Source organism: Ottowia massiliensis (assembly GCF_900240305.1).
Classification (GTDB): domain Bacteria; phylum Pseudomonadota; class Gammaproteobacteria; order Burkholderiales; family Burkholderiaceae_C; genus Ottowia; species Ottowia massiliensis.
The window spans coordinates 1,176,010-1,194,096 of sequence record NZ_LT964854.1 but is presented as its reverse complement, the minus strand read 5'-3'; the positions used below and the strand labels follow the sequence as shown (position 1 = coordinate 1,194,096).

The following is an 18,087-nucleotide window of genomic DNA, read 5'->3' as shown; positions in this document are numbered from 1 at the left end:
TAAACCCGGCACCTCGGGACTGCCGGAACGCACGGTGATTCTTGGATCCTGCTCAAATATCAGCCATGTAAAACAGCACATAAAATCCTATTGTGAAGTTGTATGCTCCATGAATGATGGAGCGCTCGAACGCACCCATGCGCATGCATGTCGCCGCCCACGCCAGCACGGCGCCATAAACAAACGTCAGCCACTCATTGCCGCGATGAGCTAAGCCAAACAGAAACGACGTGATGATGATGGCTCCCAGGCTTCCAGTGAATTTCTCAATACCCCTCAGAAGCAATCCTCTCACGATTTTTTCTTCGTACAATGGAATAATCAGCGAGATGTTCATCAAATGTAAACAGTAATACATCAACAAATTCACCGCGCTTGTGTCGCCATTCACATTGATGCGACCTTCTCTATTGAAGCAAAGCCACAGCGCAGCAGGCAAAATACCTGCCAGCGCCAGCATGGGTATTCTGCGGCCCATGAATTTCCTGCATTGCTCTTTTTGCAGCACGAATAGGATGGGGATGGTGATTGCCGTTACCGCGAATTCGGCAATATTTTTCCCCGTAAATTTCCATATGAATTTAACGAGTTCGTTCGGAACAATGGTCAAGATAACCGTCGAGATGATCCAGAAAATGTCCTGTATTTTCGGATGCGCCTGCCCATAATCCCTTGCCCATTGAATGGCGGTGCCTGTTTTATGAACGAGGGCATTTGTCATTCCGCATTCCCCACTTTCCCCGCCACTGAATAAAGCGGCTCCACCAGCCATTCGATGAGGCGGCGCTTTTCGCCCATGATGTCGGCGTCCAGCAGCATGCCGGGCTTGAGGTTTTCGTGGCGGCCGTAGGCGGTGATGTACTGCCGGGGCAGATCCACGGTGATGCGGTAAACCGGCTCGTCGCCCCGAGAACCTGTTCAAAGTCTGTCCGTGGGCGTGAAAGCGCGAACTCGGGCGGGCTGCCGCGTTGCAAATCCTCGCCGGGCCGCAAGGCCCGTCTGCGGTTTGCGCCTTGCAGCCCATCCCGATTCGCACTTTCGCCCCTCACGGCCAAACTCTGAACAGGTTCTGATAAACGGATGAAAGGGCCTGCAATTCGCTGCGGGTGAGGGCGCTGCGGCTGATGCTGGCCACGCGCCCGGTGTGATGGCCGAATTTCTGGTACGGATAGGCCTGGTAGCGCAGCATGACTTTGTCGCCCGGTTCGATGAAGCCGACGGCGCGGCTGGGGGCAAGCAGGTGGGCTTGCAGCGTGCCCTGGCCGGGCAGCAGGCTGAGCAGAGGCTGGCCCGCTTGCACGGCCTGGCCTTGGCGCACGAGCTGGGCGGCGATGACGCCCGCCACGGGCGCAGTGACGGCCAGGCGGTTGTCCATGCGCACCTGCACTTCGCTTTGCTCCAGTTGCGCCATGTCACGCGCGTGGTTGGCGCGGGCGGCTGCGCGCTGGCTGGGCAAGCAGGCGGCGGGTGCTGGCGGCTTGCCGCAGCAGGGTTTGCGTTTGCGCTTCGTGCTCGAAAACGGCGGATTGCTGCTCTTGCACGCTGACGACGCTGGCGGCTCCGGCTTTTTCCAGGCTTTGGTAGCGGGCCAGTTTTTCGCGGGCCAGGCGGGTTTGGCGCTGGCGGGTGGCGGCTTCGGCTTCGATTTGCAGCAATTCGCGCCGGGCGGCTTGCAGTTGTTCGTTCAGGCCGCTGGCTTGCTGGCGCAGTTGCTGTTGCTGAGCGTCTTGCGCGGCTTGCAGGCTGGCTTTCTGCTGGCGGATTTGCTGCTCCAGCGCCGCGCCGCCGTTGCCGCTTTCAGGCATGGCGCGCGGGGCCTGGATGATGGCGAGCGTCTGCTCGGCGCTGGCGGCGTCACCTTCGGCCGCGTCCAGCCGCTCGACGATGCCGGTGACAGGGGCAGGCAGCGTGACCACGCCTTGCAAGGGCACCAGCTGGCCCGCCACGCTGGCGCGGCGCGTGTAGCTGCCCAGCAGGAGAAAGGCGACGATGACCGCCGCCATACCCGTCGCCGCCAGCGTGAGCAGCCACGCGCCCAGCGGCTGGCTGATAGCGATGCCGCCCAGCCGGGCGCTGCGGTGATTGCGGATGACTTCGGGGCGAAACAGCATGGCGGCAATGCGTAGGCGTCAGGGAAATGACGGACCGCATGCTACCGGCAATGAGAATGTCTATCGACAAGTACTCAACGGAAACGCTGGCGCGCGGGCGGCTTGCCCGGTCCATGCCGTCTGAAAGGGGCTGGCCGCGCGGCTGACGGAGCCAGGCGCTTTTTGTCGTATGTGCCCGTGGCTTTGCCAGGTGAGCAGAGCGTGTTGCCTGCCCTGATTTAGCTCTTTTATTCATAGCGCAATGTCCTAGTGAACACTGCGCGGAACGGCATTTCTGCTCCCTTGAATCAGGCATGCGCCATTCGCGTTGACTTGCGGGTTTGGAAGCAAGGGCTGAGAAGCTGTTCAGAGGAAATTTGCCGCCGAAGCCTGATGGCGGCCTTGCCGCTTCCATCTCGCAGGCTGGCATAAAAAAGCACCGCCAGAAGGGGCGGTGCTTTGCAGACGGAAGCGCGGCTGCTACAGCAGCATTTTGGCCAGCAACAGGCTGAACGCCAGGCTGAACGCTAGGCTGAGCAGCCCTGGCAGCATGAAGCTGTGGTTGAAGATGTAGCGGCCAATGCGCGTGGTGCCCGTGGTGTCGAAGTCGATGGACGCGATGATGGGGCCGTAGTTCGGAATGAAGAAGTAGCCATTGACGGCCACAAAGGTGCCCACCATGATTTCCGGCGGCACGCCCAGGCCCACGCCCACGGGAAACAGCGTGGCGACTGTGGCGCCCTGGCTATTGACCAGCACGGAAAGAATGAAAAGCGCGAAAGCGAAGGTCCACGGCGCGCTTTTCACCAGCCCTGAAACCAGCTCTTTGACTTCGCCCATGTGGGCGTGCATCAGCGTGTCGCCCAGCCAGGCAATGCCGAAAATGGCAATCACGGCGCGCATGCCGGCGTGGAATACCGAACCGCGCGTGATGGCCGTGCCGTCGGGCCTGCAAATCAGCAAGATGAGCGCGCCTGCCGTGAGCATGACAATTTCAATGGTGTGCGCCATGCCCAGCGGTTTCAGCTTGCCGCTGGCGTCAGGGAAAAACGGGCGCAGGCTTTCCACCGAACCCATAATGACCACCAGCACGGCGGCAATCAGAAAAATGCCCACGGATATTTTGGCGTTGCGGTTGCCAGCGGCCGTTTCCGAGGCATTTTGTTCCTGCTGCGATTCAATCATCTCCAGATAATCCGGATCGCTTAGCCGTTTCTGGTAATGCTCGTCGTCCTTGAGTTCCTTGCCCATTTTGTTGACGAAAATGCAAGCCAAGCCAATGCCGAGAATGGTGGAGGGTATGGTGACCATGAGCACATCCAGCATGGTGATGTGGTAAGGCTCCAGAATGACCAGCGCAGATACCACGGCGGCTGCAATCGGGCTGGCCACAATGGAAAACTGCGAGGCGATGACGGCCATGGACAGCGGGCGCTCGGGCCGCACGCCGTTGCGGCGGGCCACTTCGGCAATGACGGGCAGCACAGAGTAGGCCACGTGTCCTGTGCCCGCAAAAATGGTGAATACGTACGTGACCGCTGGCGCAATGAAGGTGATGTGCTTGGGGTTTTTGCGCAAGATGCGCGTGGCCAGCCGGATCATCAGGTCCAGCCCGCCTGCGGCCTGCATGGCGGCGGCGGCGCAGACCACGGCCATGATCATCAGCATCACGTCGATGGGCGGGCTGGTGGGCTGGAGCTGGAAGCCGAAGGTCAGCACGGCCAGGCCCAGCCCCCCGAAGACGCCCAGGCCGATGCCGCCAGCCTGCGCACCCACCAGAATGCACAACAAAACAATGACAAACTGAACAATAAACAGCGTGGACATGACGTCTCCAAACTATCAACGACTGCCAGCGCACACCTGCGCGCCAATTACCGACACACGGAATGCATTAATGGCCCGCATTTTTCCACGGACGCCGTGACTGCACAAATGGCCATAATGAAGGCGGATTCTAAACCTGGCGCGGCAGCCGGGCGATGAAAAAATATGGATTATGTTGTTCTGGCAGGCGCCATTCTCGTGTTTCATGACGCAGGTCAGAAAATTGGCGCCGGTTTTCAAACTGCAAACGGGCCAGGCCGGCCAGATAATGCAGTTTCTGCCATTAGTAATGGCACACGAAAAGGCGCGGCAAATGGGCTGCCGCGTGAGGCGTGATGAAGCCGCCCATCAGGCGCCGCGCTTTCGCCGCGCCTTCACGGCTTCGGCCAGCTGGCGCAGCACGGGCGCCGTCTGCTGCCAGCTCAAACAGGCGTCAGTCACGGAAACGCCGTGTTGCAGGGGCTGGCCGGGCGTGATGTCCTGGCGGCCTTCGTTCAGGTGGCTTTCGATCATCACGCCGGTGATGCGGCGCTCGCCAGCGGCGATTTGCGCGGCCACGTCGGCGGCCACGTCGATTTGGCGGCGGTGCTGCTTGGCGCTGTTGGCGTGGGAGCAGTCAATCATCACTTGCTCGCGCAGCCCGGCCTGGGCCAGAAGCTGGCAGGCAGCCTGCACGTCGTCGGCGCTGTAGTTGGGCGCTTTGCCGCCGCGCAAGATGACGTGGCAGTCCGGGTTGCCGCGCGTTTCAAAAATGGCGGCCTGGCCCATCTGGGTCATGCCGATGAAAGCGTGGGGCGCTTGCGCGGCCACGATGGCGTCGGCGGCCACTTTCACGCCGCCGTCGGTGCCGTTTTTGAAGCCCACGGGGCATGACAGGCCGCTGGCCAGCTGGCGATGGCTCTGGCTTTCGGTGGTGCGCGCGCCTATCGCTCCCCAGCTGACGAGATCGGAAATGAACTGCGGCGAGAGCAGATCAAGAAACTCCGTGCCCACGGGCAGGCCCAGCGCCAGCACGTCCAGCAGCAGGCGGCGGGCCATTTGCAGGCCGTCGTTGATGGCGTAGCTGCCGTCCATGCGCGGGTCGTTGATGTAGCCCTTCCAGCCCACGGTGGTGCGGGGTTTTTCGAAATACACGCGCATCACCATGAGCAGCTCGCCTGCCAGCGCGTCCGCTTCGGCCTTGAGCCGCTGCGCGTATTCCAGCGCCTGCGCGTGGTCGTGTATGGAGCAGGGGCCGACGACGGCGATGAGCCGGTCGTCTTCGCCGTGCAGCACGCGGGCGATGCCGGCGCGGCTTTGCTCCACCAAGGCCAGCGCGGCGTCCGGCGCGGGCAGCCACTCTTGCAGCAGCGCGGGCGTGAGCAGCGGGCGCACGGCGCGCATGCGGATGTCGTTGGTGCGGGTGGCGTCCTGGGTGTGGGAAGGCATATGCGTTTTCCGGTCAAGCCAAAGAGATGGCCGAGATTACGCCGTCCGCATTTGTCAGAGCCTGTTTGCAAGCTGGCCGGGAGGGGCGAAAGCCAAGGAACCGGGATGAGCCGCAAGACGCAAACCGCAGATGGGCCTTGCTCCTCCCTTGCAGCCCGGCAAGGCGCCTCAGCCTGCTTGTGGCCGCGCTTTTTGTGCCCCCGGATGGGTGGCAGGCTTCCAGACCAACTCGGTATGTCCAGAAGCATCAGAAACAGGAGCAAATTCATGGGGTCAAAAATGCCGTTCTGCGCTCTTTGCACTAGGACGTATAGCTATTTTTTCAGGAGCGTTTTGTGGCTTGGCTCAGCTGTTGTGCCTGGCGTTTTTTTCAACGGCATCCATGAAGATGGCGGCCACGTTGATGCCGGCTTGCTGGTGAATTTCCTGAAAGCAGGTGGGGCTGGTGACGTTGATTTCGGTGACGTTGCTGCCGATGATGTCCAGCCCGATGAGCAGCAGACCTCGCGGAGCCAGGCGCTGGCCGATGGCCTGGGCAGTGGCGCGGTCGGTGTCATTGAGCGGCTGCGCTTCGCCCCGGCCTCCGGCGGCCAGGTTGCCGCGCACTTCGCTGCCTTGCGGAATGCGGGCCAGGCACCAGGGCACGGGCTGGCCGTCAATGATGAGCACGCGCTTGTCGCCGGCCTTGATGGCGGGCAGGTACTTTTGCGCCATGACGGTGACGGCGCCGCCGTGATTGAGGGTTTCGATGATGGAGCCGAGGTTCAGGCCGTCAGCCGCCACGCGGAAGATGCCCATGCCGCCCATACCGTCCAGCGGTTTGAGGATGATGTCGCCGTGTTCGGCGTGAAAGGCGCGGATGGCTTCGGCCGATCGCGTGACAAGCGTGGGCGCGATGTATTGCGGCCACTCCATGATGGCGAGCTTTTCGGGGTGGTCGCGCAAGGCGCGCGGGCGGTTGATGACGCACGCGCCCTCGCGCTCGGCCTGCTCCAGCAAGTGCGTGGCGTAGATGTATTCGGCGTCAAACGGCGGGTCTTTGCGCATCAAAACGGCGTCAAACGCCGTCAGCGGCTGCACGCTTTCGCCCGTGATGTCGTGCCAGACGCCGGCTTCATCGCCCGTCAGGCGCAGCGTTTGCACGCGGGCCGTGACGCTTGCGCCGCGCTGCCATTGCAGATGGCGCGGCTCGCAAAAGGCGATGCCGTGGCCTCGTGCGGCGGCTTCGCGCATCATGGCGAAGGTGCTGTCCTTGTACGTTTTGAAGGTGTGCAGCGGATCGGCGATGAAGAGCAATTGCATGGGACGAGTCTTTCTGGAGGCAGGGGACCTCTTTTTTACTGATCAGGCCGTTGCCAGATCCACAGCGCCACGGCCAGCATCACGGCGGGCACGCCCAGGCGTGCGGCCAGCGGCAGGCCGGTGAACTGGAGCATGACGCCGCTGCACAGCATGGCCAGGGTGGCGAACCACTTGGCGGAGCGTGGGATGGCGCGGCGGGCGCGCCAGCGCACGATGTAAACACCAAACAGCGGATGCGCGAGCATCCATGCCTCCAGCCGGGGCCAGCCCTTGCCTGCCGCCCAGGCGGCCAGCAGCACGAAAGGCGCGGTGGGCATGACGGGCAGCATGACGCCGATGATGGCCAGAACGATGCCCAACAGCGCCAGCGCGCGCCACAACAAAACCGTGACCGAGGTTCGCTGGCTAGCGCTGGAGGAGAAAAAGTGTTGTGAATCAGAGGGCATGGCGTGGGCTGGGCGGGAAAACCGGGCGAATGTAATCCATGCCCCTAGACCCCTGCCGGCTGACAGGAAACGAGAATTTGCAACGGAATTTGGGCGGCATTGCCTGTGTCTGCATCACTGGTATCACTGCTTACATCCGTCACTCAAGCAGGCATCGAAAAACATAACCCCACTGGTAAGATGCGGCGATTTTTCCCCCTGCGCAGTCTTCATCCATGCCTTCCGTCTCCCCTGCCAAAGCGCCTGCCAGCTTTGAAGTCAAGAGCGCCAGCTTGCCGCTGGTGGGGCTGCTGCTCAAGTCAGCCGGGCTGGATGCGCTGGCGGCGGATTTGCGCCGCCACTATGGTTCCACTCCCGATTTTTTTGACCACGACCCGCTGCTGATCGACCTCTCGCCGCTGGTTGCCAGCCAGCCCGGCGCGGAGCTGGATTTTGCCGAGCTGCTCAAGCTGCTGCGCCAGTACAAGATGGCTCCCGTGGCCGTATGCGGCGGCACGCCCGCAATGATGGAAGCCGCCCGCGCAGCCGGGCTGGCCTGCGCGCCTGATGCGCGCGTGTCACATCAAGCCGCGCGCCCCGCCCCGCGCCCTGCGCCAGCCAGAACGGCCGAGGCGGCCTTCGTTCCCAGCACGGCCATGATGGTGGATCGCCCCGTGCGCGCGGGCGTGCAGGTGTATGCCAGAGGGCGCGATCTGATCGTGAACGCTGTGGTCAATCCTGGCGCGGAAGTCATTGCTGACGGCCATATCCACGTCTACGCCCCTTTGCGCGGCCGCGCCATCGCTGGCGCTCATGGCGACGCCAAGGCGCGCATCTTTGCCATGGCCATGGAGCCGGAGCTGGTGGCCATTGCGGGCGTATACCAGACCGCCGAAGCGGGCCTGCCGCAAGGCGTGCGGGGTCGCCCTGCGCAAATCCATCTCAGCAGCAGCGATGCCGGACACAAGCTCGTGGCTGTCGCCATGTAAACGAAATTCACCTTTTCCAGCAAAAACAGTTTTCCGCAAAGAAAGACCTCTGAAGATGAGCAAGATTGTTGTCGTGACTTCCGGCAAGGGCGGCGTGGGCAAGACCACCACCAGCGCCGCGTTTTCGTCGGGCCTGGCCTTGAAGGGTTTCAAAACCGCTGTCATCGACTTTGACGTGGGCCTGCGCAACTTGGATCTCATCATGGGCTGCGAGCGGCGCGTGGTGTACGACTTCATCAACGTCATCCAGGGCGATGCCACGCTCACGCAGGCGCTTATCAAGGACAAGCAGTGCGAAAACCTGCATGTGCTGGCCGCCAGCCAGACACGCGACAAGGAGGCCCTCACGCAGGAAGGCGTGAAAAAAGTGCTCGACGAACTGGCAGAAATGGGCTTTGACTACGTGGTTTGCGACTCGCCCGCCGGCATAGAAACCGGCGCGCTCATGGCCATGCACTACGCTGATGAAGCCATCGTGGTCACCAACCCCGAAGTCTCCAGCGTGCGCGACTCCGACCGCATTCTGGGCATGCTGGGCAGCAAAACCCAGCGCGCCATTGACGGCAAAGAGGCCATCAAGGAGCACCTGCTCATAACCCGCTACAACCCGAATCGCGTAGCCGACGGACAGATGCTCAGCCTGGACGACATCCAGGAAATTCTGCGCATTCCGCTCATCGGCGTCATCCCTGAAAGCGAGGCCATCCTGCAAGCCTCCAATCAAGGCCTGCCTGCCGTTTATCTGGAAGGCACGGATGTGGCCGAAGCCTACAAAGACGTAGTAGAGCGCTTTCTGGGCGAAGAGCGCCCGCTGCGCTTTACTGAAGCGGAAAAGCCTGGCTTCTTCAAGCGCCTGTTCGGAGGCAAATAAGCCATGTCCCTGCTCGATCTGTTCTTTGGCGAGAAGAAAAAAACCGCCTCGGTGGCGAAAGAGCGGCTGCAAATCATCCTGGCTCACGAACGCGGCGAGCGCAGCGCCCATGCCCCTGACTATTTGCCTGCGCTGCGCGCCGAGCTGATCGCCGTCGTCAAGAAATACGTGCAAATCAACGACAGCGACATCCAGATTCACCACCAGGGCAATCTGGATGTACTTGAAGTCAAAATTGATCTGCCCGACACCCGCCCCGGCAATTTGGCTGGGCCGGGCGCAAACTGATCTGCTGCGCTACCGGACTGAGGCATCAGCCAGCCTGACCTCCGCGCCTTCCGGCGCAGAGACAGAATGCCTTGGGGCTTTTCCCCCGCGCAAACTGCCAGTTTGCGCGTGAGCCACCTTGCATGGCTTACTGGCCGCCCCGCTACAGTGGCGGGGCGCGTCCTGCATCTGCGCTGAACTGCTGGAGCAAGCCTGGGGCATTGCTTACGACAGCTTTGATTGCACGGCAGACACCCACGTCAAGTCCTTGCGCGCCCTTGCCGCTTGCTCACCAGTTTCTGGTGCTGCGACTTAAACGCTTCCTGTCATAAGAGCCTGTCCTTAAACCCCAAGTGAATAGCAAAATCCCCCCATTTACCCAAGCGGTATGACCGACTCACAGTGACATGTGCTGACCAAACACTTTGCTGAATGAACCCAAAAGGGTGTCTTGGGCGCTACGCACCCGGGATCTGCCTGCACGCTTACCTACCGGAAAGTGCTTTTGCACAATCTCACACTGTTCATCGGTCATGTCACTTACTTGGATACATGACAATCGTTTGCCGTAAATTTTCTTTACGTCTACGGCCAGGCCTTGAACAGGTCCTGAAAACCTCAAGAAAAGGCTTTTTGCAAGACGCCTGCGCCGCCGGGGGCGCGGCGCTCAAGCTGGCGCGCCCTTTTCCAGAATCCACTGGATCACCACCTTGGCAATAAAGCCCAGCATGCCCAGCGCCAGCGCGAGAAAGAGCACGAAAGTGCCGAACTTGCCCGCCTTGGATTCCCATGCCAGCTGTCCAATGACAAACAGCATGTAAAGAATGAACGCGCCCACGCCAAAGGTGAGGCCGAACCAGGCAATCTGCTCTTCACTGAAACCGAACATGGATGGGCGGGCAAGGAATGAAAAAGGCTGCGGAGCTTACGGCATAGCCCCACGCCCGGCCTGCGCCGGGCATGAAAGCAGCGCATAAAAAAACCGCCCGTGGCAAGCCACCGGGCGGCAGGAGGAGCAAGAGGAGTCAAAGCATGAAAGCAAGCGGCCGGCAGGAGCCGCCAGCGTCAGCCGCGCGGCGGGCGGCCATTGGGGCCATCAGGCGGCATGGCGCAAGGGGCGTCGCCGCCCCTGAATCCGGCTTTTGGACCGCCCTTGCCGCCTTGGCAGCCGTCGCGTTCATCGCGTGATTTGCCATGCGGCCGGCCGTGCGGGCGCCCCTCGGGGCGGCCATGCATGGCGTGCTGGTCAAAGGCTTTTTGCTGTTCAGGCGTGAGTTGCGCGTAGAAATTCTTGATGGCCTGGTTGCGGGCGGCCATGCGAGTCTGATCCTCGGCCTGCATGGCTTGCATGCGGTCGAGCCGTTCAGGCGTCGTAAGACGCTCAAACTCGGCACGGTCAGGGCGCTGGGCGGGCGGGGCGGGCGGCTGCATGGCGCTGGCGAATTGGTTCCACGCGTCTTCTTGTGCGGGAGAAATCTTCAGGCGCTCTTTCAGCGCGGCCATGCGCTTGGCGTGGCGCTCGGCCATGCGGGCATGGCACCGGCCAGCCTTGCCGTCGTGGCTGGCGGTTTTCTGGCGGGCCGCGCCATCAGCCTGGGCGGAGGCTTCGCCGGAAGCGGGCATTTGCGCCTGCGCCGAAGCGGCTGCAACGGCCATCAAAGCGGCCATCAGAAAAGGTTTGCGGTGATGAAACATGGCGGTTTCCTTTTAAAAGCTCCAACAGGGGAAGGGCGCCGTTGTCCGGCATGGAGAGCAAGTGTGGGTTGCGCATGTTTCGGGCAGTGCGCATGAGCGCTGAAGTTTTGTAAAGACCGCCACCCGTCGCGCGGCCGGGCGGAATGCCGCAGGGAATGAGCAGCGCTTCAATGTGGTGCCTGAGCGCTCCAAAGCAAAACCCAAACTCCGGTCCGAGCATTCCTGGGCCGACTCTGCGGATAAAAGAGTCACTCACACTAGTACGAAAGAAAGACTTAATCTGCTCTTAAAACCATAGCTAAATGTCCTAGTGCACAAAGCGCAGAATGGTATTTCATACCCCTTTAATTCGCTCCTGTTTTTCAATTCATACGGGCAAGCAACACCGGCCCGGTAGCGCGGCTGGAGTCGTCAGCTGGTGGCGCACTAGCAAGAGAGAGATGCTTCATCACCCCGTAGCCGCGCCAAGGCGGGGGCAAAGCTTGAAAAAAATGCACCTCCACACCTTGTACAAGCTGCTAACGGGCGAAGTGCGCTTCAGCACCACGGAAGCGGCGGCCTGAGTGGCTTTCCAAGCGCTATCGAAAAGTTGAGCCGGGGGTCAGCGTGGCCTCGGCTGAAGCATTCGCGAAGATTGCCTGCATTCGTCGCACGGTCAGACTTCTGGAATGACCTTGAGGACGGGTTCCTAGAACTCCAGCAGGCTCAGCCCTACGCTGAAAACCGTGCGCTTGTAGTTGTAGTCCAGCAGGCTGTCGCCATAGCCGTGGAACAGGCGCAGGTGCAGATGCAGGCCGCTGAAGCTGTTGCCTGCGCCGTTGCCCAAGGCGCGCAGCCATTCCAAGCGCGTGCTGCCACGGCCTGTGCCAACGGGGCCGGTGAAGGTGGCGCGCAGCAGGTTGCGGGAATTGACTTGCCAGGCTGCGGCGATTTCGCTGTGACCCAGGTAGCGGGTGATGTCGGGGTTGTTGTCGTTGAGCGCCGTTTCCTTGAAGCGGCTCCAGAGCTTGGCCTGCACGGTCAAGCCTCTTGGATGTTCAAAGCCAGCCATCAGATAGGCGCGGTTCCAGCTGCGCGACTGGGGGTCTGACTGGCCGTTGGACTGATGCACCAGGCCTGCGCCGGTGTAACGCCAGCGCCAGCCCAGGGGCAGGCTGGCTGTGGTGGGGTAGATGTAGATGGCTTCGGGCGCGTAATCGGTAGAGCGGAAAGGGCGCGAATGCTCCGGGCTGAACAGTTGCCAGTAAGACTGCTGGGTATAGCCAAACCACAGCGAGTCGCGCCGGGGCGAATGAGCCGGGGTGAAAAGGCCGCCCGCAATCTTCGTGCGCACGGACACCAGCAACAGTGTTTCCTCTTTGCGCCAGCTGGTGGGAGTGGGAACCACATTGGCCGCATTGGGCGAGGCTGGCTGCTGGTTCATGCGGTTGCCCACGGCTGCCAAAAGGCCCGTGGGGCCATAGCCGCGCAGGCTGAAAGTGGGGCAGGCGCTGCCCGACTCGAGTTCCCAGAAGCGCGAGAGCGCAGAAAACTGCCGGTCGCGGCAGCCTTGCTCCAGCCCCACGCCAACGATGCCGGTGGAAGCGGTAACGCCTTCAGGCGCATCGTCACGGGCTGCAGGAGCGGGCTGGGCGCTGGCCAGGGCCTGCGTGACATCGGCGCGCAACACGGAGGCCGTGGCGCTGGCAGCGGGCAGCGCGGCATCCGCCTCGCTCGTCTGGGTCACGCCCGCCACGCGCTGACTCATGGCTTGCATGAGCTTTTGCTGGCTGGCGGCCCACTGGTCAAAGCAGGCCAGGCGTTCGTCATCGGCCAGCAGGGTGCAGGCTTGCCAGGCGGCGGCCTGCTGAATTTTGGCTTGCGTATCTTCGGCCAATGGCGAGGCAAGGGGCGTGGCAGGGGCGGCTGGCGTCGCAGCCGCGCCTGTCTGGGCGGCGGCCAGCAGGGGCAAGGCCAGGGGCCACAAGGGAAATTGGGGCATGGTGCGTGAAAGCCGGTTGGGCGGCTGGAGCCGCTGGGGCGGCCGGGCTGGATGAGAAAGCGTTTTTATGGGAGCCAAATTGCCCGCAAGTCCTGATGAAATAAGCGCGGGCAGCTATCAATGCAATAGCAAAATCAGCCTGCCTTCCCAGTCCCTCGCGCCTTCAGTTCATGTCCGTGGGCGCGGAAAGTGCGGACTTGGGCGCGGCCTCGGGCATTCGCGGGTCTTGCAAATTCTCGCCGGATCGCAAAGCCCGCCTGCGGTTCGCGCCCACTGACAAATTGGAAGCAGGCTCTTACTGGCGCACAGCCTCTACAGACACAACGACGTGCACTTGCTTGCCCGCCATTTGTTCGGGGCCGTAGCCCAGATCAAACAGGGTGCGGTCAATCGTGGTTTCGAAGTCACCGCCGCACACTTCGCGCTTGACCATCTGGTTCGGGTAGCAGGTGAACTGCCGCGCCGCCAGCGTGACGGGGTGCGTCTTGCCCTTGAGCGTGAGCTGGCCTTTCACTTCCTTCACCTTGTCACCGTCAAACGTGAATTGGTCGGCCGCGAAGGTGATTGACGGGTATTTCTCCACGTCAAACAAATCGGCGCTCTTGAGGTGCTTGTCAAACGGCGGCACACCGCTGCTGATGCTGGCGGCGTCAATCTTGATATTCACCTTGCCCGTCTTGGCGGCGGGATCGAACTGCACCGTGCCCTCCTTCTTGTCAAAGCGGGCGCGGTTGATCGAAGCGCCGAAGTGGTTGATTTCAAAAAACACTTTGGTATGCGTGGCGTCAATCACGTAATCGGCGGCCTGGGCTGGCGCGGCGGCTGCGAAAGCGGCGCAAGCGGCGAGGACGGTAAATGCATGGCGCATGGGAAAGCTCCTTTTCTAGGGGTTGATAAAAAACAATTGAAAGCTGCCAAGGCGGCCAGAGCGGGTATTTTGAGCAAGGACCATCAGATTTTGTCCACGCCCGAAAGCGCCAGTCTGAAGCTGACTTTCACATCGTCAGCCACCAAAGAAGCGTCGCCCCATTCGCCGCCGCCAATGCCAAAGGCCAGCCGCTTGATGGTGATCTCGCCGCTGGCCACCGTCACCGCGCCTTGCTGGACAAGCGTGACCGGCACTGTCACAGGCAGGCTCTTGCCTTTGATGGAGAGCTGCCCCGCCACTTCAAAACGGCCGCCGCCCAGCGCCTTTACGGCGCTGGAAGTGAAAGTGGCCTGCGGAAACTTTGCCACGTCAAACCAGTCAGCCTTGGCCAGCTCGGCATCGGTTTCCTTCACGCCCAGTGTGGCGCTGCCCATGTCGATGAACAAGGTGATGCTGGCGGCGGCGGGGCGGGCCGGGTCAAACGCCACATCACCGCTGAAACGGGTGAAATGCCCTTGCACCGGCACACCCATTTGCGTGCTCACAAAGGCCATTTCGCTTTGGGCGGGCAGCAACGCCTGAGCGGCCAGGGCGGGAGTTGCGAAGACCAGCGCCAGCGCGCTGGCGGCCACGGTTTTTCTGAACATATATCTGACTCCTTCGGACAAATTCAGCGTTATTTCATGCGGCTCAACAGGCCATCGCGGTCTATCAGCTGGTGCTTGAGCGCGCCTGCCACGTGCAGCGCCACCAGCGCCATCAGGGCCATGGCCAAAAGCGCGTGCAGCGGCTTGATGCCAGCCGCCAGCGCCTTGTCAGCGCCCAGCCAATCAGGCAGCGGCAGCACGCCAAACAACACAATGGGAAAGCCCGCCGCCGAGCTGTAAGCCCAGCCCGCGAGCGGCACGGCGAAAAAGAGCAGATACATCAGCGCGTGAACCCCGTGGTGCGCCACGCGCTGCCAGCCAGGCATAGCCTCCAGCACGGCAGGCGGCAGCGCGGGCGGGCGGTGCGTCAGCCGCCACAGCAGGCGCAAAGCTGAAAGCGCCAGCACACAGATGCCCACCCATTTATGCCAGTTGATGAGCTTGAGCTTGGCTGGTGAAAACGGCAGGTTTGCCATATAGACCCCCGAGCCTGCCAGGCCGATGAGAAGCAGCGCCAATAGCCAATGCAGGGCAATGGCCGTCCGGGTGTAACGGGCCTGGTCTGGCAGGGTTTTGGTATGAGCAGAAGACATCGTGGTGGTTTGTTTCGTTGAAGGTTGTTCAAGGCCCGGGCCTGTGCGGGGCAGCCTTTGTCTTTGCCGATAGCGGAAAGTTCACGAAATTTTCATTCTTTCAGCCGGAAAACGCCCGCGTCTGGCCCAGGCACGGTCCGGAAAAAGATGTTCCTTGTCTCTGGATGTTTTTCGATTTTTTGAATTAGTCGTCGTAGTAAGCCTGCCACCTCTCTGTGGAGAACATCTCTTTTTCTTTGTTTTTCAATGGATTGCATGATTGGTGAAGGTATGGAGAACAGCCGCCCGCTTTGCGGCATAGCGGGGATAAGAAACGCTGCCGCACATCGCCCTGTGGACAAGGTGACATTTATTCCTGTCTTGTTCACAGCCTTGCCAGCAAACGGAGGAACAGAGCTGAATGAGACAAAATATTCAGCTCCTTTATCAATAGCATGAAGTTCTCATGAAATAAGCGAACAATGCCGTTTTAGGTTGCTTTAATTTGCTCTTCTTTTTGATGCGAATGTGTGAACTGGGCAGAGCTGAAAGCGCAGCGCCAAGGCAATGACCCGTCTGCGCCTTCGAGCCATGAACAGGTTTTGAATAATCCGCACCCATGTCCGCGCCTGAAGATCTTTCTGAAACAGCCCCGCCGCCTGCGCCTTCCGTGCGGCGCTGGACACTGGCGCGCCGCATTGCCGTGCTGGCGCTGGCGCCAGCCGCGCTGGCGCTGGTGGGCGGCAGCATCTGGCTGCGCACGCAAATGCACGGAGCGCTCTACCAAAGCTTTGCGCAGGCGCTGCAAGAGCGCCAGGAGCGCGTAGCCGCGCGCCTGCTGCACGTGCCCGGCGTGAAAGACGAAGTCACCGAATCAGGCGCAGGAGACGAATTCAGCACCATCTATTCCGGCTGGTACTGGCAGGTCAGGCGCACATCCGACGCCAGCACGCTGGGCCATTCGCGTTCGCTATGGGATGCCGAGGCGCAGCTGCTTGGCAAAGCCGCAGGCCCCACTGCGCTGGGGCTGATGCAGGCACGCGGCCCGCGCGCCGAGCCGCTGCTGGCGCAAAGCCGCAGCATCACCCTCAGCGGCCTGAACGAGCCAGCGACCCTGACCGTCTTCGCCCCCGCCAGCACCCTGCAAGACAACCTGGAGCGCATAGACCGCATCCTGCTGGTCAGCGTCATCAGCCTCATTGTTTTTCTCACCGTCATGCTGCTGGCGCAAGTGCGCGTGGGCCTGGCGCCGCTGCGGCGGCTCACCCGTGCCGTAGCGGCCGAACGCCAGCCCCACGGCCCGCGCCATCCGCAAATGCCCCGCATTCAGGACGTGCCCGCCGGCTCCGACCTGGCCCCCCTGCAGCGCGAACTTGGCGCCCTGCTGGCGCACAACGAACGCGTCGTCAGCCGCGCCCGCGCCCACGCGGCCGACCTGAACCACGCCCTGAAAAAACCCCTGGCCCTGCTGGCGGCCAGCGCCAGCCGCCAAAGCCAGGTGGACTCGACCGAAGCCTTGCAGCACATCACCGCCATGACGCGGCTGATAGACCGCTACCAAAGCCGCACCATGAGCGACGCCGCCCACGCCAGCGCCACCCACGCCAGCACAGCCGTGCTTGAGTGCCTGACGCCCATCGTGCAAGCCATGCGCAGACTGCACGCCGCGCAAGAGCTGGACTGGCACATGGACGCGCCGCCGCCCGCTGCCGCCTGGCGCTGGAGAGGCGACCGCACCGACCTGGAAGAAGCCACAGGCAACTTGCTGGACAACGCGGGCAAATGGGCTGCCTCCCAAGTGCGCCTGCAAGTGCGCCGAACTGGCAGCGCCCTGCGCCTGTCCATAGAAGACGACGGCCCCGGCATGAGTGCCGCCCAGCTCGAAGCGGCCGGCCAGCGCGGCCTGCGCTTTGATGAAAGCGTGGAAGGCACGGGCCTGGGCCTGTCCATCGCCAGCCAAATCGCCCAAGCCTACGGCGGAGAGCTGAAGCTGGGCAAAAGCGAGGCGCTCAAGGGCTTGCGCGTGGAGCTGACGCTAGAAGGCCTGATTTGATAAAAAAACAGGAGCAAAAAAAAGGGCAAGAAACACCGCTTCGCGCAATATGCACTAGGACATATTGCTATGAATCAAGGAGCGAAACATACCCTTCGTTCGAGCGTTTTCTTGCATTGCCAGCGCGCTGCCCTTTGCCGCCCAGGCCCGGGCTTGGGCGGCGATAATCGCCGCCCGTGAAGCCCGCCAGACCGCCGCTGGCGCAACAGGCCGCAAGGCCGCGCTGGAGGAACGTCCGGACTGCACAGGGCAGCGCAGGAGCTAACGGCTCCCCGCCGCGAGGCGAGGATCAGAGCAACAGAGACGAGCCGCTTGAGTGCGGGTGAAACGGGCAATCTCTGCGCGCAGCAACACCAAATAGGCACACAGTGAGGCGGCCCGCTGAGTGTGCGGGTAGGTGGCATCGAGCCGGGCGGGCGACCCCCGGCCCAGATTGATGGCGGTCACGGCATGGCGCGCCATGCCGCACAGAATCCGGCTTATCGGCGGACTTCACGCTTTTCTTCATTTCATCGCGCGCTGGCGCGTTCACTGAACCTGCTTACTGCCCATGCACGCCTTGCACGGGCGCGGGCGGCGGGCCGTCTTGCGCGGCCTGCTCGGCCATGCCGCGCAAGATGCCGCAGCGGGCCGCCTCTTGCGCGGCGGGGCAGCGCGCGCGCAGCGCCTTGAGCTGGCGCTCCAGCTGGCGCAGCTCGCGGATGCGCTGGCTGATGTGGCGGATGTGCTCGTCCACCATGCGGTTGACTTCGCCGCAGTCGCCGCAAGGCGCGTCCAGGCAGCGCAGCAGGGTTTTGATTTCTTGCAGCGACATGCCCAGGCCCCGCCCCTGGCGTATGAAGGCCAGCCGCTCGGCGTGGGCGCTGCCGTAGTGGCGCCAGTTGTTGCCGCTGCGGGCAGGCGCGGGCAGCAGGCCCTGGCGCTCGTAGTAGCGGATGGTGTCCACCGGCGTGGCGGTGGCGCGGGCAAGCTCGCTGATCTTCATGGCCAAACTCTTGGGAACCTGTTCAAAGTCTGTCCGTGATGCGGAAGGTGTGACGGAAATTGTGGAATCGGGCGCGGCCCGAAGGCG

General features: G+C 62.1%; 20 protein-coding genes and 1 other RNA gene. 6 read left to right on the top strand and 15 right to left on the bottom strand.

Translation table 11 applies throughout. The features are described from left to right. Positions 1–52: 52 nt before the first annotated feature. The 5 genes from C1720_RS05445 to C1720_RS05430 all read right to left on the bottom strand — a co-directional run bounded on the left by C1720_RS05445 (position 53) and on the right by C1720_RS05430 (position 3,917). On the bottom strand, positions 53–721 hold the full coding sequence (locus tag C1720_RS05445) for a CPBP family intramembrane glutamic endopeptidase (RefSeq protein ID WP_158241641.1): 669 nt from the start codon (positions 719–721) through the stop codon (positions 53–55). After that, entirely contained in the window at positions 718–879 is a 162-nt protein-coding gene (locus C1720_RS13640; RefSeq protein ID WP_156304055.1) for a hypothetical protein, read from the bottom strand. The genes C1720_RS05445 and C1720_RS13640 overlap by 4 nt, the downstream gene beginning before the upstream one ends. Before the next feature lie 166 nt (positions 880–1,045). Beyond that, positions 1,046–1,456, bottom strand: a complete 411-nt coding sequence (locus tag C1720_RS05440; protein ID WP_102283490.1) for an HlyD family secretion protein — start codon at positions 1,454–1,456, stop codon at positions 1,046–1,048. After that, complete coding sequence (locus tag C1720_RS05435) at positions 1,413–2,111, bottom strand: HlyD family secretion protein (protein WP_102283489.1); 699 nt, start codon at positions 2,109–2,111, stop codon at positions 1,413–1,415. The genes C1720_RS05440 and C1720_RS05435 overlap by 44 nt, the downstream gene beginning before the upstream one ends. Before the next feature lie 459 nt (positions 2,112–2,570). Beyond that, positions 2,571–3,917 (bottom strand): anaerobic C4-dicarboxylate transporter family protein, encoded by a 1,347-nt coding sequence (locus tag C1720_RS05430; protein ID WP_050715224.1) that lies wholly within the window; start codon positions 3,915–3,917, stop codon positions 2,571–2,573. Positions 3,918–4,082: 165 nt separating this feature from the next. Here C1720_RS05430 and C1720_RS14205 point away from each other — a divergent pair, with 165 nt between their 5' ends. Next, on the top strand, positions 4,083–4,253 hold the full coding sequence (locus C1720_RS14205) for a hypothetical protein (RefSeq protein ID WP_233199817.1): 171 nt from the start codon (positions 4,083–4,085) through the stop codon (positions 4,251–4,253). A gap of 12 nt (positions 4,254–4,265) precedes the next feature. Here the strand turns inward: C1720_RS14205 and C1720_RS05425 are convergent, their stop codons facing one another. The 3 genes from C1720_RS05425 to C1720_RS05415 all read right to left on the bottom strand — a co-directional run bounded on the left by C1720_RS05425 (position 4,266) and on the right by C1720_RS05415 (position 7,093). Beyond that, complete coding sequence (locus C1720_RS05425; RefSeq protein ID WP_102283488.1) at positions 4,266–5,345, bottom strand: 3-deoxy-7-phosphoheptulonate synthase; 1,080 nt, start codon at positions 5,343–5,345, stop codon at positions 4,266–4,268. Between the two features lie 345 nt (positions 5,346–5,690). Next, positions 5,691–6,647, bottom strand: a complete 957-nt coding sequence (gshB, locus tag C1720_RS05420) for a glutathione synthase (RefSeq protein WP_102283487.1) — start codon at positions 6,645–6,647, stop codon at positions 5,691–5,693. Between the two features lie 35 nt (positions 6,648–6,682). Continuing rightward, positions 6,683–7,093 carry a YbaN family protein gene (locus C1720_RS05415; RefSeq protein ID WP_102283486.1) on the bottom strand — a complete coding sequence of 137 codons (411 nt, stop codon included), beginning with the start codon at positions 7,091–7,093 and terminating at the stop codon, positions 6,683–6,685. Between the two features lie 215 nt (positions 7,094–7,308). Here C1720_RS05415 and minC point away from each other — a divergent pair, with 215 nt between their 5' ends. From minC to minE, 3 genes are read left to right on the top strand one after another with little or no spacing between them, the layout of a single operon-like run. Beyond that, a complete protein-coding gene (gene minC, locus C1720_RS05410; RefSeq protein ID WP_050715228.1) occupies positions 7,309–8,061 on the top strand; it encodes a septum site-determining protein MinC in 753 nt (250 codons plus the stop codon). 55 nt (positions 8,062–8,116) lie between these two features. After that, positions 8,117–8,932: a septum site-determining protein MinD gene (minD, locus tag C1720_RS05405; RefSeq protein WP_050715229.1), complete on the top strand. Its 816-nt coding sequence runs from the start codon at positions 8,117–8,119 to the stop codon at positions 8,930–8,932. 3 nt (positions 8,933–8,935) lie between these two features. Then, positions 8,936–9,220: a cell division topological specificity factor MinE gene (gene minE, locus C1720_RS05400; RefSeq protein ID WP_050715230.1), complete on the top strand. Its 285-nt coding sequence runs from the start codon at positions 8,936–8,938 to the stop codon at positions 9,218–9,220. Between the two features lie 646 nt (positions 9,221–9,866). Here the strand turns inward: minE and C1720_RS05395 are convergent. The 6 genes from C1720_RS05395 to C1720_RS05370 form a co-directional block, all read right to left on the bottom strand. Further along, positions 9,867–10,088 carry a DUF2788 domain-containing protein gene (locus C1720_RS05395; RefSeq protein ID WP_050715231.1) on the bottom strand — a complete coding sequence of 74 codons (222 nt, stop codon included), beginning with the start codon at positions 10,086–10,088 and terminating at the stop codon, positions 9,867–9,869. Between the two features lie 176 nt (positions 10,089–10,264). Then, on the bottom strand, positions 10,265–10,894 hold the full coding sequence (locus tag C1720_RS05390; protein ID WP_102283485.1) for a Spy/CpxP family protein refolding chaperone: 630 nt from the start codon (positions 10,892–10,894) through the stop codon (positions 10,265–10,267). Between the two features lie 688 nt (positions 10,895–11,582). Next, on the bottom strand, positions 11,583–12,875 hold the full coding sequence (locus C1720_RS05385) for a phospholipase A (protein ID WP_102283484.1): 1,293 nt from the start codon (positions 12,873–12,875) through the stop codon (positions 11,583–11,585). Between the two features lie 295 nt (positions 12,876–13,170). After that, positions 13,171–13,743 carry a YceI family protein gene (locus C1720_RS05380; RefSeq protein ID WP_102283483.1) on the bottom strand — a complete coding sequence of 191 codons (573 nt, stop codon included), beginning with the start codon at positions 13,741–13,743 and terminating at the stop codon, positions 13,171–13,173. An 83-nt stretch (positions 13,744–13,826) separates the two neighbouring features. Continuing rightward, on the bottom strand, positions 13,827–14,390 hold the full coding sequence (locus tag C1720_RS05375) for a YceI family protein (RefSeq protein WP_050715236.1): 564 nt from the start codon (positions 14,388–14,390) through the stop codon (positions 13,827–13,829). 29 nt (positions 14,391–14,419) lie between these two features. After that, a complete protein-coding gene (locus C1720_RS05370) occupies positions 14,420–14,983 on the bottom strand; it encodes a cytochrome b (protein WP_199170958.1) in 564 nt (187 codons plus the stop codon). A 598-nt stretch (positions 14,984–15,581) separates the two neighbouring features. Between C1720_RS05370 and C1720_RS05365 the strand changes: the two genes are divergently transcribed. Then, positions 15,582–17,015, top strand: coding sequence for a sensor histidine kinase (locus tag C1720_RS05365; RefSeq protein WP_102283482.1), 1,434 nt, complete (start codon positions 15,582–15,584; stop codon positions 17,013–17,015). A gap of 178 nt (positions 17,016–17,193) precedes the next feature. Next, positions 17,194–17,513, top strand: an RNA gene (rnpB, locus tag C1720_RS05360) — RNase P RNA component class A. A 43-nt stretch (positions 17,514–17,556) separates the two neighbouring features. Here rnpB and cadR read toward each other — a convergent pair. Next, positions 17,557–18,000 carry a Cd(II)/Pb(II)-responsive transcriptional regulator gene (gene cadR / locus C1720_RS05355; RefSeq protein ID WP_050715238.1) on the bottom strand — a complete coding sequence of 148 codons (444 nt, stop codon included), beginning with the start codon at positions 17,998–18,000 and terminating at the stop codon, positions 17,557–17,559. Between the last annotated feature and the right edge of the window lie 87 nt (positions 18,001–18,087).

What these genes read in the sequence shown, in the direction of transcription:
- C1720_RS14205 (WP_233199817.1), top strand. Translation starts at nt 4,083, where the DNA reads ATGGATTATGTTGTTCTGGCAGGCGCCATTCTCGTGTTTCATGACGCA.
- C1720_RS05375 (WP_050715236.1), bottom strand. Translation starts at nt 14,390, where the DNA reads ATGTTCAGAAAAACCGTGGCCGCCAGCGCGCTGGCGCTGGTCTTCGCA.
- C1720_RS05385 (WP_102283484.1), bottom strand. Translation starts at nt 12,875, where the DNA reads ATGCCCCAATTTCCCTTGTGGCCCCTGGCCTTGCCCCTGCTGGCCGCC.
- minC (WP_050715228.1), top strand. Translation starts at nt 7,309, where the DNA reads ATGCCTTCCGTCTCCCCTGCCAAAGCGCCTGCCAGCTTTGAAGTCAAG.
- C1720_RS05430 (WP_050715224.1), bottom strand. Translation starts at nt 3,917, where the DNA reads ATGTCCACGCTGTTTATTGTTCAGTTTGTCATTGTTTTGTTGTGCATT.
- gshB (WP_102283487.1), bottom strand. Translation starts at nt 6,647, where the DNA reads ATGCAATTGCTCTTCATCGCCGATCCGCTGCACACCTTCAAAACGTAC.
- C1720_RS05390 (WP_102283485.1), bottom strand. Translation starts at nt 10,894, where the DNA reads ATGTTTCATCACCGCAAACCTTTTCTGATGGCCGCTTTGATGGCCGTT.
- minD (WP_050715229.1), top strand. Translation starts at nt 8,117, where the DNA reads ATGAGCAAGATTGTTGTCGTGACTTCCGGCAAGGGCGGCGTGGGCAAG.
- C1720_RS05425 (WP_102283488.1), bottom strand. Translation starts at nt 5,345, where the DNA reads ATGCCTTCCCACACCCAGGACGCCACCCGCACCAACGACATCCGCATG.
- C1720_RS05370 (WP_199170958.1), bottom strand. Translation starts at nt 14,983, where the DNA reads ATGTCTTCTGCTCATACCAAAACCCTGCCAGACCAGGCCCGTTACACC.
- C1720_RS05445 (WP_158241641.1), bottom strand. Translation starts at nt 721, where the DNA reads ATGACAAATGCCCTCGTTCATAAAACAGGCACCGCCATTCAATGGGCA.
- C1720_RS05395 (WP_050715231.1), bottom strand. Translation starts at nt 10,088, where the DNA reads ATGTTCGGTTTCAGTGAAGAGCAGATTGCCTGGTTCGGCCTCACCTTT.
- C1720_RS05380 (WP_102283483.1), bottom strand. Translation starts at nt 13,743, where the DNA reads ATGCGCCATGCATTTACCGTCCTCGCCGCTTGCGCCGCTTTCGCAGCC.
- C1720_RS05435 (WP_102283489.1), bottom strand. Translation starts at nt 2,111, where the DNA reads ATGCTGTTTCGCCCCGAAGTCATCCGCAATCACCGCAGCGCCCGGCTG.
- minE (WP_050715230.1), top strand. Translation starts at nt 8,936, where the DNA reads ATGTCCCTGCTCGATCTGTTCTTTGGCGAGAAGAAAAAAACCGCCTCG.
- C1720_RS05415 (WP_102283486.1), bottom strand. Translation starts at nt 7,093, where the DNA reads ATGCCCTCTGATTCACAACACTTTTTCTCCTCCAGCGCTAGCCAGCGA.
- cadR (WP_050715238.1), bottom strand. Translation starts at nt 18,000, where the DNA reads ATGAAGATCAGCGAGCTTGCCCGCGCCACCGCCACGCCGGTGGACACC.
- C1720_RS05365 (WP_102283482.1), top strand. Translation starts at nt 15,582, where the DNA reads ATGTCCGCGCCTGAAGATCTTTCTGAAACAGCCCCGCCGCCTGCGCCT.